This window comes from Yokenella regensburgei, assembly GCF_003634235.1.
Taxonomy (GTDB): Bacteria; Pseudomonadota; Gammaproteobacteria; order Enterobacterales; family Enterobacteriaceae; genus Yokenella; species Yokenella regensburgei.
This window is the reverse complement of sequence record NZ_RBIZ01000003.1, coordinates 868,777-882,018: the sequence shown is the minus strand read 5'-3', so window position 1 is coordinate 882,018 and position 13,242 is coordinate 868,777. Positions and strand designations below refer to the sequence as shown.

Here is a 13,242-nt window from a genome sequence, read left to right as displayed (position 1 = left end):
GCGCGCACAGGTAATCAGGTGATAGCCCGATCTCCCTTCATACTGCGCAGTACGGCGAGAATTTGTTCACGCTGATCTTCATCGTTAAAACAGGCTTCGGGCATCAGCGAGAACAGCGCATCCAGATGCTGTAAAAGTCGGTTGTATAAACGCACAGACGCGGTCCGCTGCGCCAGCCGTGGCGCGAGCCATTCATCAAACAGCCAGCTTTCATTGGTCATCTCGATAAGCAACGGAAGCAGCGTTCCTGAAGCCATCTCGCACGCGGATTCGGTTCGCAAGCACTCCTGCTCAAGCCCCAAAAACAGCAATAAGCGGCGCAGGCGTACCAGCACCCCCGCCAGCCGCTGCTGTTGGGAGCCGACAACGCAGGCGGAAAGCTCAAAGGCCATCATGCGCAGCAGCACCCTCAGCCGCTGGCGACGGTCCGGCCAGTCCATGATGCGCTGAAACCACTCGGCTAATGAGGCAACCTCCTCGTCCATTGCCTGCTGGAATAAACGATTGATTTGCGCCAGCGCGCCTTTGCTCACCTGTCCCAGCTCCAGCATGCCAAACAGCGATATCTCCCAACCCTGCTCGCTCATCAGTTCAGCAAGCTTCTCGCTCAGCGCTTTACGTCTTTTGCTATTTGCTTTTTCAGCGAGTAGTAGCGCCGCAACGCCCAACAGCTGTTGGCCAAGGGGTGAACCGGAATGTGGTTGCGTCAGTTGAGCGGGGATCCCGCCCGCCTGCTCCTGCATCCTCTGCACCATCCGCAACAAGGCCTGCTGCCGTTGCTCCAGCCGCTCTTTGAGATCGGCTTGCTGTAAATCTTTGAGCCGTCCGCTCAGCGCCATCCCCATGTCTTCGAGCGTTTCTATGAGCGCGCTGCCGGAGGTTTCTTCAAGCTCAATAAGCGCCTGCGCCATCGGTGATGGTGCATCTTCTACCGGCACCTGCGGTTCCCGCAGGCTGGCGTCATGATTCTGTAGCGCGGCCGTCTCAGAGACTCTCATCCTGCTCTCCTGTCTCCGGGCAGCCCGGGCGCAGCCATTGCAACAATTGTTGAAAATGGCCTTCGAGCGAGAACGCCACCGACAGCTGTGACGACGCTAAAACCACGCTGTCCCGGGGTAGCTCAGGGGCCGCAAGCAGCACAAAGCGCGAGCCGAACGCCTCCCGCATGCTCTGCTGAAGGTCAGGATGGCACTGCAGGGTCAACACCCCCTCATTCGCCATCTGTTCTGCCTGCAACGCGAGCCGGGCGCACAGCGTTTTGTCCGGGGGTTGCTGTTCAAACCAGGCGCTTAATACCTGCTCAATACAGTGATGAATGCGACCCGATACCGCGCTGACCAGCGCCCGCTCCTGGGCTTCATCACCCAACAGGCGAATGACGTGCTTTCGCAGCCAGCGGACTTCCAGGCGCCTGAGCGTATCGCGTTGCCATGCGCGGGACTCACGCTGCCTGGAGGCCTCCATCTCGCGGCAGTTTTTCTTCGCTTGCTGAATGAGGCCCTCGGCTTTGCGCCGGGCCGCATTGACTATCCCTTTTGCCTCAAGGTCCGCACGACGTATGCAGGCGGCCTGTTGCAGCAGCGCCGTTAACTGTACTGCCGGGATAATGCGCCCGCCCGGCAGTGGCGCGGCAAGTTCAATCAGCGGAAGTCGGCACATAGCGTTCGCTCCAGTAAATTCATCGCCAGCGCCGGTATCGGCAACCATAACGCACGTTCACAGGGCGCAAGCGTAATCAGCAGCGCATGCAGCACAGGATCGTTTTGTGCGGCGCGGGTCAGTACGGCAGTGCCCAACTGCAATGCAATTTCAACCGTCTGTGTCGGCGAAAACAGGGCACGGTGGTTTCCCTGGCAAAGTCCGAACAGTTGCCAGATAAGCCCGTCATCAAGCAGGTGTAATAGCGCCCGCCGGTAGTCCGGCAGCAGAAAATAGTCGTTGCAGCCGAGTACCAGCAGCCCCGTGCCCAGCGCAAAGGCCTGAAGACGAGGAGCAAGCTGAACCATGCGCTGCTGCCGGAGGCTAAGCGTGACAGGAAGACGCGGCGTTCCTCTGCGTACCTGCAGTGCCTGATTCAGACACCGGTCGAGCGGTGGGTTGGCCCCGTAGCGCCACTTCGCCGCAGGGGCAAAGCCAAGCCGTGTCAGCCAACGAGGGTGGGCGTAGCGCGCGGGTGTCCACAGATAACGATGCATCCGTAACAGGGCTTCATCGGGGATCCGGACGGCTAGCCTCTTTTGCGCCAGACTATCAGCATCAGAGAAATCAGCAGCAGCATTGCCAGCAGCAACGGGGGTATCAATGCCCAGCGATGTAGATTTATCCACGCGATTGTCCTCCACGGGGTGGCCGTTGGCGCGTTAGCCATGCTCTGCATACGAAACTCGGCTGGCTGCATCAGAATGCCGATATGCTCTTTCTGCACGCCTGGGATAGACTTTTCAACCAGGTTGCTTATCTGCACCCGGAAAGCTTCAAGATTGACCTGCGGTGAATACTTGATAAATACCGCCACGGAAGCCGGTCCAACTGACCCGTCGTCGTTGGCACTGCCATAAGCAATGGTCACATCGGCGTGGATCACCCCGTCCATCTGACTCAGCATCCGCTCAATTCTCTGCTCGTTGAGAAAAACAATTTTTTGCTGCTCCTCAGCGGGCGATACCACCAGTTGATTCGGGGGGAACATGGTTTCCGCCGAAACGTAACTGCGCCGTGGAAAACCGTTCAGGCGCAGCAGTTCAACGGCGTTGATAAACTGCGATTGTTCCACCCGCAGCGTAACGCCCCCGGCCTCGGGCTGCTTATCGGCATCGATATGGTGCTGCATCAGGATCGCCAGCATCTGATTGGCATCGTCCTCGGGCAGCGCGCTGTAGAGCTCAACGCGGCAGCCTGTCAGCAGTAACGCCAGCCCGAGGATCAGAGCCAGACGCAGAGACTTCATGTCATATTGGCCAGTTTATTCACCGACTGGGAAACTGCACCGGCCACCTTAGCGCCCAGGTCCACGCCTACGGTCGCCCCAAGCGTCGTGGCCTGCTGCACAAGCATCTGAGAGGGGGTCAGACTGCCCACATCCCCCTGCGGCGTACCGGCAAAGAGTAATTTATTGAAGGCGGAAATTTGCTCGCCATCCGGCGCGGGTACGGCGGTTGTCGATGGCGCTGCGGCCATGGAGGCAACATCCATCGCGGTTACGCTGTTAATCGCACTCATCAGTCACTCCTGTTAAGCTTATTTAATCCAGGTTTTCACTGTTTCAGCTTCTGGAAGGGCAACGTCTGCAAGCGCCTGGCGCGCCAGGGCGGATTCGTTCAAACCGGCCAGCAGCACCGCGCGGCATAACGCCTGCAGGCTGGTGTTCTCAACCAGCAAAGGTAGCGCTGGCAGAATGGCACGGACTTGTCGTTGCAGACCGTGGTTTATTCCGGCAAAGGCCGCCTCGACCACCAGCCGCCTCTCCTTCTCCGTCAGCATCATATTTTGGTGATAATGCCACTGAGCATATCTTTGATAGTTTTGATCATCGCACTCTCGTAGTTAATAAAAGTGGAGTACTGCTGTACGGCAAACTGGGCTTTGAGCATGGCCTCCGGATTTGAGATGTCCTGGCCGTTCATTTTGTCCTCAATCGCCTGCCCGGCCTGATGCGCCAGGCGCGATAAGCTGTCAACAAGCTGCTCAACGTTCATTGCTACCTCCGATTACGCGAGCCGTTACGCTTTCGATTATGCCCGCCATGGCGCGGTTACCTATCAGGTGATGGCCTGAAAGTGACGGCCGGTTCTGCCGGGTTGTCCGTTGGCGGAAACAGACGAGCCAGCAGGCGGAAAAAGGGTACGCTCACCTGCTGTCCGGTTACCGGACAGCCTGCTGCCCCGAAGCGCAAAAATGCCAGCGTTCCCCAGGCGGCATTGCTCACCGGGCGGAAGATCGGGAGGCTCAGGCCGACGGAGGTCATCATAAACGGCTGACCGACGACCGCTGCCGTAAGTAACGCACGTGATCCCAGAGACACCATTCCGGCGATACTCTGGCTCTTGCTCGCGTCATAAAAACGGTGCGCAATGAGGTACACCGCGTTGCCGATACTGTCGTGCCCCATTGGCAAGCCATGCTTGCGGTGATAAATCAGGCAGGCAATATCGGCAATGGCGATGGCCAGGCCAAACCCGGCGAGCAGCAGCAGCGGTGCCGAGCCACCGCTGAATACCGCCAGCACGATCCCCGCACCACAGCACAAAATCTGCCCTCCCAGCACCACGCTCTGCCAGCTGAAAAGGCCTGCGGGGATCATGTTTGCCGCCCGTTCAGTCAGTCTGGCGAGCATACTCTTCTGCCCCTGCTTGCAGGCGTCTTCAGCTTCCTTATTCGCGGCATCCTGCTGCGGTGCGGGTAAAACCGGAACCGTCAACCCCTCGACCATCTCCCGCACCATCTGCTGCACTTCTGCACTGACCGCCACTCCATGACCAGTGCGACCAATATCTACCATGCCGGGCTGACCGTGGGTGCGTGCCGCTGTGCCCGATAGCGCTCATAGCAGGCAACCACTGAATCAACCATTCTCTGGAGCTCTTCCTGACTGAGAGTAGCGCTCTTTTCGTCAGCCTCGACCACGGCAGGCGCAGGAGTGGCTGATGGGGTAATACTGCCCTGCATGCGCTCAACCCGTGCGGTGTACATGTCAATCCCACCGCCTGCGATGGTGAGCACCGCCGTGATACCTGACGAAATACTGGAAAGCGTATGGGCGGTGCTTCCCGGCAGATGCGCGGAGGGTAAAAAGATAGAGGAGAGCGCAATGCCAATGCGGAATGCACAGGAAGCGACGTCACCGACGGTTTCCGCATGTGAGTCGCTCATACCGCAGGTCGTCATCAGCGTCTTCGTCGCCAGCACGATAGAATCATTTCCCGTTTTCAGCGGTTCGCGGTCGTTACGCACCTGAATCAGGTTATACAACGCGCAACACGCATCCCCTGCCGCAATAATCATGGCGGTACCGGTCACAACGGCAAGAGGGATCCCGGCGCCGCCGGAGAGTACCGCCGCCGCTAACGACAGCCCGAATGAGACGCTGGACATGGTAAAACGCACCAGGTGCTGGATAAAATACCCGGTATAAGCCTGTCGCTTAAGCTGGCTTTCCTCACTCAGCGGCGTCGCGAGAATCGGTCGCGTAGCACCTGGCGGAAGCAATACAGGGCGGGTAACGTCGGCATCATGACCTTCAGGATCGTCACTGTAAGCACTTGTCAGTGAAGGCAAGCGGGAATAGTTATCTACTCTTAGCATGTTGTTCCCCATCGATTCACCCGGGTACGCTATGCCAGAAGCTGACTCAGCATCTGCTCTGCATTGGCGCGCACCGTGCTATAAGAAGGATCTTCGTAGCTCATCGTCAACGCGGTCTGCAGCGCGACTCTGGCTTCAGAAAGTTCACCCATCGCTTTCAGACAAACCGCTATCTGATACACCGGCTCGGGATGGCAGGCGTCCAGCATCAGCGCGTAGCCGTAGTAGTTCATCGCCAGCACGTATTCCTTTTGCATCATCAGCACGCCAGCAAGTGCAATATGCGCGCGCCAGCTCCAGGGCTGAGTCATCACCATCCAGGAAAAATCCACCAGCGCACGATCGTAATCCCGCTGCTGCCAGGCGGCATAACCTCTGGCATAAACCTCGTCCGGGGAGAGCTCCAGCGCCTTTTTGATAACCGGGTCGTGCCACAGCGTCTGCTCAAGAGATGTCGGTTCCATATTCTTCTCCAGCTCATTCAGTAGTGGGGTGAACGTCGCTTTCTATGGTTACGTAGCGTATCGGCGGTTATTTCCAGCCAACTCTCGCCGTTGTGAAACACCATGACCGCCCCCAGCTTGTACAACAGCCGCACCAGTTGATGGCGCTGCATCGCCAGCAGGCGATCCCACACATCGGTTATCACCAGCATTCTGACGGCACGCAGCCACGAGACTTGTTGAAACAGGCGGCGGAGGATCCTCCATAGCGCCACCAGCGATGAAGGCCGGGGCTGACTGTCCGGTACGCGATGAAAACTGCACAGGATCAGGTTATCTTCATCGATACGGTAGACGAGACGGTAGGGATACCGCTCCACCTGCTGCCCAAGCAGCAACCCGCAGCCGGGCAAACAGGCAGAACGCGGAACCAGTCCCTCCTTACGCAGCAGTCGCGCTATTTCGTCCATACGATATCCTCCGGCGTTTAGCGCGAAATCGCGCGCAGGACCTGACTAAACACCTCGACGAGATTGCGGCCCATCTCCATCATTTGCTGCATGATTTCGCGGGCCTTCATCAACGTGTCGTCCAGCGTTTTGGCATACGACTGCGCCCCTTTGTTCTGCAGCTCGGCAATGGCTTTTTCCGCATCCGCTTTGCGGGTTTCACTTCCCGAAGCCCAGCTACCAATGCCGTTGGCCACCTGCCCCATGGCGTTGCCTACCGTCATCCCGGCCTCGCCAAAAAAGGCTCCGCCGACCGTCAGCACCCCGGCAAACATTCCGCCAATCGCCCCGGCCTTAGCGGCACCATAGCTATCGTCGATGGCTTTAACACTTTGCTGCAGGGTGTTGATCTCAAGCCCCCAGCTCAGCTCCTGTTTCTTTTGGTTATAGAACTGCATCGTGTCGCGCAGCTGCTTCGCAAGCATCAGCAGCTTGCTCCAGATCTCATCGAACATAGCGAAAAAATCGTTCGCATCGAGCGCTCCTTTACCACCGCCCTGAACGTTAACGCTGTCGTTAACGGATAACGTCCGATTTGCGGGGATCCCGGTCTCCTCAATGGTCGGGCTAACATCCAGAAATACCATTGAATTTTCAGAAATAACTGCTCTGGACATCTCTCCTCCTCAGGCTCGTTGTCCGGCAATATTTGCCAACACCGTGCCGCTGTTATCGATAATTTCTGAGGCAATTCTCAGCGCGTTGGCGCCATCCTGATACGCTTCATTGAGCCGCTTTTGCTGCGTTTTCTTGCGGTCTTCCGTCCAGTTCTGCATAAAATCGATATAGCCCTGCTGCACAATCAGCCGTTCAATCTCTCTTTGCAGTTTTGCGCTGGTGGCGGCCACGATGGATGCCGAAATACGATTCGCCCCGCCGGCCGTAGCCCGTGTGATAAGCAGGGCTTTGTGGGTACAATCGCTAATAACGGTTTTCACAATGCTGCGGCGGAGCTTTTGCAAAATGGCGTCGCGAAGTTTCTTCGCCACCACCTCTTCGCTTTTTTTCAGCAGATCCTTACCAGCACCTTCGATAGCCGTTTCCACAAGCTTCGCAACGCCTTCGCGGGTAAAACTTTTACTGATGCCGCGTACCATGTTCGATTCGGCCTCCAGCTCATGAGCTGCGGCTTCTATCGCCATATCGCCAACCTCAACCATCTCGCGCTCAAGCGCCATGCCAAAGTCTTTGCCCATCACCCGGCTGACTTCCTGCCCCGCTTTCTCCGCCAGTGTTTTCAATTCACTTTCGGCACCTTTGGCAACGGCATCGATGAGCGCTTTACCCACCCCCGAGTCCAGTACCTCTTCTGTAGCTTTGGTGATCGCGCGAGCGGCGCTAATACCCCGGCCGATCTGCATAATATCCAACGCCAGCGCCACGCCTTCACAGGCGGTTTGCACCGTCCCTGCCGCATTGATGATGTCGTTGCAAACCGACTTATCGGCCCCCAGCAGCAGCGCGGTCTCAGCGCCCGCTTTAACCATCCCGGCCATCCCTGCCGAGAAATATGCCGCACCATCGGCAATCGCCAGCGGATCGGCCGTCAAAACGCCTTCAACCATCTTCAGTACGCCGACCACGGCCTCAACGCCGCTGATTATCCAGTCAAAGACCGCGCTGAAGATCCCGGCTTTCCGCGCCTGGTCGGCCTGCTCAATCGCTTTATTGATTTGCTCCTGATATTCCGCAACCTGCTTATTACGCAGCGCTGCCTGAACCTCAGTTGCACGTTCCAGCTGCTGGCACAGAGCGTTGGCGTTGTTACCAGAAACTTTCAACACTAGCTGCGTCATCATCATGGATAACATCATGGGGTCCATTTCTAGTACGTCGCGCACCGTGGGGCGTTTCGCACCGTCAGACTGAGCGCCCATAAGCCTGCGTAGCGCGTTATCTGCCTCCTGCAGGCTCACGCTTCCCCGGCGTTTCACGCCCTTATCCTCGTCAGTAAACAGCGCCAGCGCGTGGAGGTGTTCGCCTAATGCCCCGCAGGTGATGTGGGGGGTCTGTACCCGAGCGGTGAGAGGTCGATGGAAAGCCTCATCGCTGGCGGCTGGAGCACCGTTAATTTGCATCCGACTCATGATCTTCTCCTGTTTTGCTCAGGCCCGCGCGCGCACGTCGGCGTATATCCGCCACATCCTTGTTCTCATGGTTATCTCCCTGATGCTCCACGCCGCATACCAGCAACGCTGCCCGAAAGGCTTTGGCCGCCAGCGGCAGATTACCGCAGGCGAGATAACACTCCCCGGCGGCGCAGGGCACCTGCGCCTCCGATACTCTTATTTTCGCGGCACGCCCATAGGCGTAGATGGCATCACTCCAGGCTGCGTCAGCCTGGCAACAGGCGCCCAGTTCAAACCAGTACTCAAAAGACCACGCATCGTAGATAGTCAGTACCTTAAAGATCCGGGCCGCTGCACCATATTCCCCTGCGCTCGCCAATTGCCGCGCATAACGCTGCAAAACATCCAAATCAGCACTGATATCCGTAGCAAAAAGCATCCGCAACGCGCCGCCCTGCTGAAAAAATCGCAGCACGATGTCTGAATCACGACCGTCCGTTTTCATCATCAGTACATCTTCTGTGCAATCATGCTGAGTAAGTCACCCCATTTGCTGAGTAATCCGGTCATCTGGGTGACAACCGCATTGATCTCCTGGGTCATTTTCTGAATGCTGAGTTGTCCCTGGGTCATCAGGTCGGTATCGCGGTTCGCGCTGTTATCAAGAGCCGCTTTGACCGCCTGCAGCGAGCCCTTATCCAGGCCATCTGTACCACCATGCTTGCTGATGTAATCGTCAATCGACATACCATCGACGAGAATGCCGTTGTCGCGCATATATTTGACGACCTCATCGGGTACCGGTTTACGGGTTTTATCATCACCTTTTGCGGCGTCGGCAATAACCTCATCCATTCGATTAGACATATCCTGTGTATTGCGCGCACGATCGGTGCTGGTATTTATTTTGCCAAAAAGCGCGTTGGCAATTTTTTGCAAAACCAATTGCAAATTATCAAGAACCGAAAAACCGTAGGCGAATGGATTATTAATATCCTGATCATCCGCAACGGTATTATCATCACCTGCGCCCAACTTGATATTCGACGTTGTTAAACCCGGGGTGTTAAAGTCAAAACGATGACCTACTGATAGATTTCCACTCATATTTTCACCTCAGTAGCACTATTGGTCATTAACCATATTTTTAAGTCGCGATTGCAGTTGCTTTAGGGCAACGTTCAACGCTTGCATATCCTTCCCGGCCTGACGCTCCAGCCCCGCGATACCCTGAGGCATCAGAGCCTGCAGGTCGTTAAGTTTTTTCGCGGCGGCAGGGTCAGTTGCGGCACGCGCCACGAGTTCAGCCATCGTCAGCTTCAGCCTGGTGAAGTTTGCATAGCACTGACACAGTCGGGAATATTCTCGCTCCATTCTTTTTTGTTCAGCCGCAATATTAGTTTTCATCATCAGGTTTTACAGGTTGATTGTGATAGCGATATGCGATCACCTTGATAATATCTTCGGCCTGAATCACCGCTTCCAACAATAGGGTGAACTGCTGATATTGCTCCTGGGTGGCCGGTCCTTTCATCGACTGCAACAACCGTATTTTTGCTGCCTGCAATATTTTTAATCTGTCCTGCGCCTGGTTAATCGAATCGCGCACACTATCTTCTAAATAAGTCAGCGTTGGCATCGTGTTATAGGCTCAAAAATTGAAAGAATAGTTAATCAATGCGTCAGGAAATCTGAGCGCCACCGCCGCGTCGGTCAGGGCAACGACTTCGCCTCCCTGCGGTAGCTGGCTCCCCGTCCTCAGGCGCTCGCCATCTTCCAGCAGCAGGTAGAGCCCCTGCTGACCATGAACAATAGCGGCAATCGGCGAGGGGAAGCGCTGACTGCCCTCCCCGGACGACGCCACATTCTGGTAGCTCAACGCAATCCCGGGGAATTGCTGGCGTAATTGCGCCAGCAGATGGTTTAAAGATTGCTGCTCATTCATATTCAGTACGCCGCTGATGACGAACGCCTGACCGACTGAGGTCACACTGACTTTTTCCGCCAGCCTCTGCTGCAACAGGCTGGCGATCAACGCATTGATTTGGGTTTCATGAAGGTTGTTGATATGCAGATGTTGCAGGCCGGGGATCGTCGTCAGCTGCTGCTGGATACCCGCCCAGCGCTTGCCCATCATGATATCGGCGTTAATGCTAATTTCGCCCGGTGCGTGGCTTGTGAGTTCTACCTCGTCATACCCCGCCTGGGTCAGGACATCTCGCACCTGCCTGATAAGCTGATCGGTGCACACCACATTATCCTGATACAGCACTCCCCATGCGCCCAGCTTCAGGCGCACGCTTTGCAGCCTGTCGCTCTTTTCACAGTAGCCAGAGAGCCGAAGCGTGCCATCCTTTTCCCAGGTTGCGGCGATCTGCGTCAACCCGTTTTGCTGCAGCAGTTCTGCCACCCGGGAGGTCATCGGCGGCGGCGGGGGTGGGTTCCCGCTACAAAGCAGGACCAATCCGATGGCCCCCATCAGTATCAGGCACGCAAGCGCCATCCCCCAGAGCAGGGCTGGACTTGTTCGACGAAGCGGGTAGCGAGATAAATTGGCGTGGTGCTGGCCAAACGCCATCGTCAGCCCCAGAGCCTGCACCACGCCCTCTTCGGGTAATGGCTTGTCGGGCTGATGCCGCCGACCATTGACCCGCACCGGAGCACCCCCGGTATTGATCAATAGTCCTTCCGGTGTTGCGGTGAATTCCAGTCTGTCGCCGCCGCACAACGGAATACAGAGATCGCAGCCGCGCTCTCCGACCGAAAGATGCCCATCCGCCAGCCAGACTTCACGGCCGTGCAGTACCCCGCCGAGTAAACGGATTTTCCACTCGCTATCCATGGCTGCTGTCGCTATTGGCTACGGTGGCTTTGATGAGAAACAGACGGATAACGCTATGGGTCTGGTTAAGATCGTTGCGGAACAAATGCCCAATAATCGGAATATCGCCAAGCAGCGGGATCTTGTTCTGCGCCTGCATCTGTTTATCCTGCTTAAAGCCCCCCAGCAGCAGACTCTGCCCGGGATGGAGGGTGGCCTGAGAGGCTATCTCTGAGTTTTGTACTTCCGGTAAAGGTTCATCCTGACTCAACGGCGGGTTTTGCTGCCCGTCCTGGATATTGAGACTCAGCATGATATTCTGCTTGCCCTGCTCTTCCAGCAGCCGTGGGGTGACCCTGAGGAGCGACCCCGTGGTGATGGATTCAAGTTTTGCGACTTTATCGCCCTGCAGTTTGGTGTAAAACGTGATGTTTTTATCCAGCACCGCCTGAATGTTATTGAGCGTCACCACCGACGGTTGCGACAAAATATAGGCGTGGGAATTTTTCTCGAGCGCCACCAGCCGCGCCATAAAGCTGGGCGTGTTGCTAATGACGGTGGAGAATCCCCCTCCGGCGCTACTGTCCGGGCCGTTAAAGGAAATAGAACCGCCGCCCAGAGAAAGCGCGGCGCTCCAGTCAATACCGAGCTGGCTGACGTCCCCGGCATCAACATCAATAATCGTGACCGAGATTTCTATCATCTGAGGCCTTCTATCCAGCTCACCGATGAGTTTGCGGTAACCCGCCATATTGACCGAGCGATCCCGCACAATGACGGCATTTTGTCGCGGATCGGCAGAAAACATCGGTAATCCCTGCGTCGCAGCAGAACTGCTGCTCGTGGTCGGCGCACTACCTCGGCTCATATCGCGCAATACGCTGACAATCCCCGGGACAACGACATTTTGATCGCGGTACTGATAATGGTCGTCCACCGCGGTGGCATATTTGAGCGGGTACACCACAAGGCTGACCGCATCATCCCGGCGGCGGGTCATCTCTCCATCGAGCATGGACGCCAGCTGGGTAATGCGCGCGGTGCAAGCGGGAACGCCGCTAATATCGATGGCATTAACACCCGGGATGGTGCGCGCTTCGCAGCTACTTTTTTCTGGCACGTCTCGTTTACGCAGATAGCGAATAAAGGTGCTGGCAGGCAGCGTGTTTAGGGTAATAACGCGATGCGCCACGCGTGATGCGGGGTAGACAAACAGCGTATTGCCATCAAGCCAGGTCACCAGGTTATATTGCGTGGTTAATCTATTCAGAATTGCAACAGGAGAAGCTGGCGGGATTGCACCACTGAATGTTTCCACAATGGCCGGGTCGATGACCACCGGCGTGTCATAGTTCTCTGCTAAATTTTGCAAGACCGCTGCCAGCGAGATTTTCCGGGCACGCAGCGAAAAATCTGCCCCCTTCCAGGCGAGCGTTTGCGCCTGAGCACACAGACAAAAAAACAGCGCAGGAAATACCACCATTCTTTTTATTCTCATATTGGCCTCACATCTTGCTGTTTTTTTGACTAACAATGATGTTTGCCAAATATCGTGTCAGCGCCAGATGTTTTTCAATTTCAACGGCCATTTTTTCAGCTGACATATTTTTGTCATAATAACAACACAACCATCCTCCATCAGGTATTAACTGCAAGGCGTGATCGTGAATTTCCGGGCAGGCAGCAAGTAACAGAGTGATATGCCTCACGGTTTCAAGCGGAAAGTGATCGATACTGTCAATAAAAATAGCCAAAACTAAAGACAGCGTACACAAATATCCACGCGCCATTCTGCCATCTAATTTCATCAGCATGATTGCACTATCAGATGAAATACGTAAGTGCTCGACCGCAGGGATTTTTTTTAATTTATCGAACATAGGCAGGGCCTCCTGAATAGCTTTCATATTCGTTCAGGATCCCCTGGGTGTACATCAGTAAAAGACCTGATACCTTTTCCTCAGCATCTTGCCATCATATTCACTTACAAATTCACACAATGGTTTTTCGCGGCATTTATTACGCTTTATATTAATTAGACTTTTTATCTGAATCGAGAATAAGGCCGATAATTTCGTATTCTGACATCACTAAGCCTG

General features: G+C 55.7%; 20 protein-coding genes. All 20 read right to left on the bottom strand.

Features of this window, described 5'->3' with window-relative positions:
• Positions 1-14 precede the first annotated feature (14 nt).
• Positions 15-998 (bottom strand): TyeA family type III secretion system gatekeeper subunit, encoded by a 984-nt coding sequence (locus C7387_RS04420; RefSeq protein ID WP_120816163.1) that lies wholly within the window; start codon positions 996-998, stop codon positions 15-17.
• On the bottom strand, positions 985-1,659 hold the full coding sequence (sctL, locus tag C7387_RS04415; RefSeq protein WP_006820322.1) for a type III secretion system stator protein SctL: 675 nt from the start codon (positions 1,657-1,659) through the stop codon (positions 985-987). The genes C7387_RS04420 and sctL overlap by 14 nt, the downstream gene beginning before the upstream one ends.
• Positions 1,641-2,195 carry a type III secretion system domain-containing protein gene (locus tag C7387_RS04410; RefSeq protein WP_120816162.1) on the bottom strand — a complete coding sequence of 185 codons (555 nt, stop codon included), beginning with the start codon at positions 2,193-2,195 and terminating at the stop codon, positions 1,641-1,643. Before C7387_RS04410 ends, sctL begins: the two co-directional genes overlap by 19 nt.
• 32 nt (positions 2,196-2,227) lie before the next feature.
• Positions 2,228-2,947 carry an EscJ/YscJ/HrcJ family type III secretion inner membrane ring protein SsaJ gene (ssaJ, locus tag C7387_RS04405; protein ID WP_120816161.1) on the bottom strand — a complete coding sequence of 240 codons (720 nt, stop codon included), beginning with the start codon at positions 2,945-2,947 and terminating at the stop codon, positions 2,228-2,230.
• Positions 2,944-3,219 carry a type III secretion system inner rod subunit SctI gene (sctI, locus tag C7387_RS04400; RefSeq protein WP_120816160.1) on the bottom strand — a complete coding sequence of 92 codons (276 nt, stop codon included), beginning with the start codon at positions 3,217-3,219 and terminating at the stop codon, positions 2,944-2,946. Before sctI ends, ssaJ begins: the two co-directional genes overlap by 4 nt.
• An 18-nt stretch (positions 3,220-3,237) precedes the next feature.
• Positions 3,238-3,453 (bottom strand): EscG/YscG/SsaH family type III secretion system needle protein co-chaperone, encoded by a 216-nt coding sequence (locus C7387_RS04395; RefSeq protein ID WP_244922341.1) that lies wholly within the window; start codon positions 3,451-3,453, stop codon positions 3,238-3,240.
• Positions 3,454-3,479: 26 nt separating this feature from the next.
• Positions 3,480-3,695, bottom strand: coding sequence for a type III secretion system needle filament subunit SctF (sctF, locus tag C7387_RS04390; RefSeq protein WP_006820327.1), 216 nt, complete (start codon positions 3,693-3,695; stop codon positions 3,480-3,482).
• Positions 3,696-3,751: 56 nt separating this feature from the next.
• Positions 3,752-4,498 carry a pathogenicity island 2 effector protein SseG gene (locus tag C7387_RS04385; RefSeq protein ID WP_120816158.1) on the bottom strand — a complete coding sequence of 249 codons (747 nt, stop codon included), beginning with the start codon at positions 4,496-4,498 and terminating at the stop codon, positions 3,752-3,754.
• Positions 4,492-5,301: a hypothetical protein gene (locus C7387_RS04380; RefSeq protein ID WP_244922340.1), complete on the bottom strand. Its 810-nt coding sequence runs from the start codon at positions 5,299-5,301 to the stop codon at positions 4,492-4,494. Before C7387_RS04380 ends, C7387_RS04385 begins: the two co-directional genes overlap by 7 nt.
• A gap of 29 nt (positions 5,302-5,330) precedes the next feature.
• Positions 5,331-5,765: a SycD/LcrH family type III secretion system chaperone gene (locus C7387_RS04375; protein WP_006820330.1), complete on the bottom strand. Its 435-nt coding sequence runs from the start codon at positions 5,763-5,765 to the stop codon at positions 5,331-5,333.
• Positions 5,766-5,782: 17 nt separating this feature from the next.
• Positions 5,783-6,214 carry a type III secretion system effector protein SseE gene (gene sseE / locus C7387_RS04370; RefSeq protein ID WP_120816157.1) on the bottom strand — a complete coding sequence of 144 codons (432 nt, stop codon included), beginning with the start codon at positions 6,212-6,214 and terminating at the stop codon, positions 5,783-5,785.
• Positions 6,215-6,231: 17 nt separating this feature from the next.
• A complete protein-coding gene (gene sseD, locus C7387_RS04365) occupies positions 6,232-6,870 on the bottom strand; it encodes a type III secretion system translocon protein SseD (protein WP_237723286.1) in 639 nt (212 codons plus the stop codon).
• Positions 6,871-6,879: 9 nt separating this feature from the next.
• Positions 6,880-8,340, bottom strand: a complete 1,461-nt coding sequence (gene sctE, locus C7387_RS04360; RefSeq protein ID WP_244922339.1) for a type III secretion system translocon subunit SseC family protein — start codon at positions 8,338-8,340, stop codon at positions 6,880-6,882.
• On the bottom strand, positions 8,321-8,830 hold the full coding sequence (gene sscA / locus C7387_RS04355) for a CesD/SycD/LcrH family type III secretion system chaperone SscA (protein WP_006820334.1): 510 nt from the start codon (positions 8,828-8,830) through the stop codon (positions 8,321-8,323). The genes sctE and sscA overlap by 20 nt, the downstream gene beginning before the upstream one ends.
• Positions 8,830-9,429 (bottom strand): type III secretion system translocon protein SseB, encoded by a 600-nt coding sequence (gene sseB / locus C7387_RS04350; protein ID WP_006820335.1) that lies wholly within the window; start codon positions 9,427-9,429, stop codon positions 8,830-8,832. The genes sscA and sseB overlap by 1 nt, the downstream gene beginning before the upstream one ends.
• 18 nt (positions 9,430-9,447) lie before the next feature.
• Positions 9,448-9,633: a hypothetical protein gene (locus C7387_RS04345; RefSeq protein WP_237723288.1), complete on the bottom strand. Its 186-nt coding sequence runs from the start codon at positions 9,631-9,633 to the stop codon at positions 9,448-9,450.
• Positions 9,634-9,718: 85 nt separating this feature from the next.
• Positions 9,719-9,961 carry an EscE/YscE/SsaE family type III secretion system needle protein co-chaperone gene (locus C7387_RS04340; RefSeq protein WP_120816154.1) on the bottom strand — a complete coding sequence of 81 codons (243 nt, stop codon included), beginning with the start codon at positions 9,959-9,961 and terminating at the stop codon, positions 9,719-9,721.
• Between the two features lie 12 nt (positions 9,962-9,973).
• Complete coding sequence (gene sctD, locus C7387_RS04335) at positions 9,974-11,164, bottom strand: type III secretion system inner membrane ring subunit SctD (protein ID WP_120816153.1); 1,191 nt, start codon at positions 11,162-11,164, stop codon at positions 9,974-9,976.
• Positions 11,157-12,641 (bottom strand): EscC/YscC/HrcC family type III secretion system outer membrane ring protein, encoded by a 1,485-nt coding sequence (locus C7387_RS04330; RefSeq protein WP_120816152.1) that lies wholly within the window; start codon positions 12,639-12,641, stop codon positions 11,157-11,159. The genes sctD and C7387_RS04330 overlap by 8 nt, the downstream gene beginning before the upstream one ends.
• A gap of 7 nt (positions 12,642-12,648) precedes the next feature.
• Positions 12,649-13,023, bottom strand: coding sequence for a pathogenicity island protein (locus C7387_RS04325; RefSeq protein WP_038257119.1), 375 nt, complete (start codon positions 13,021-13,023; stop codon positions 12,649-12,651).
• Positions 13,024-13,242: the final 219 nt, after the last annotated feature.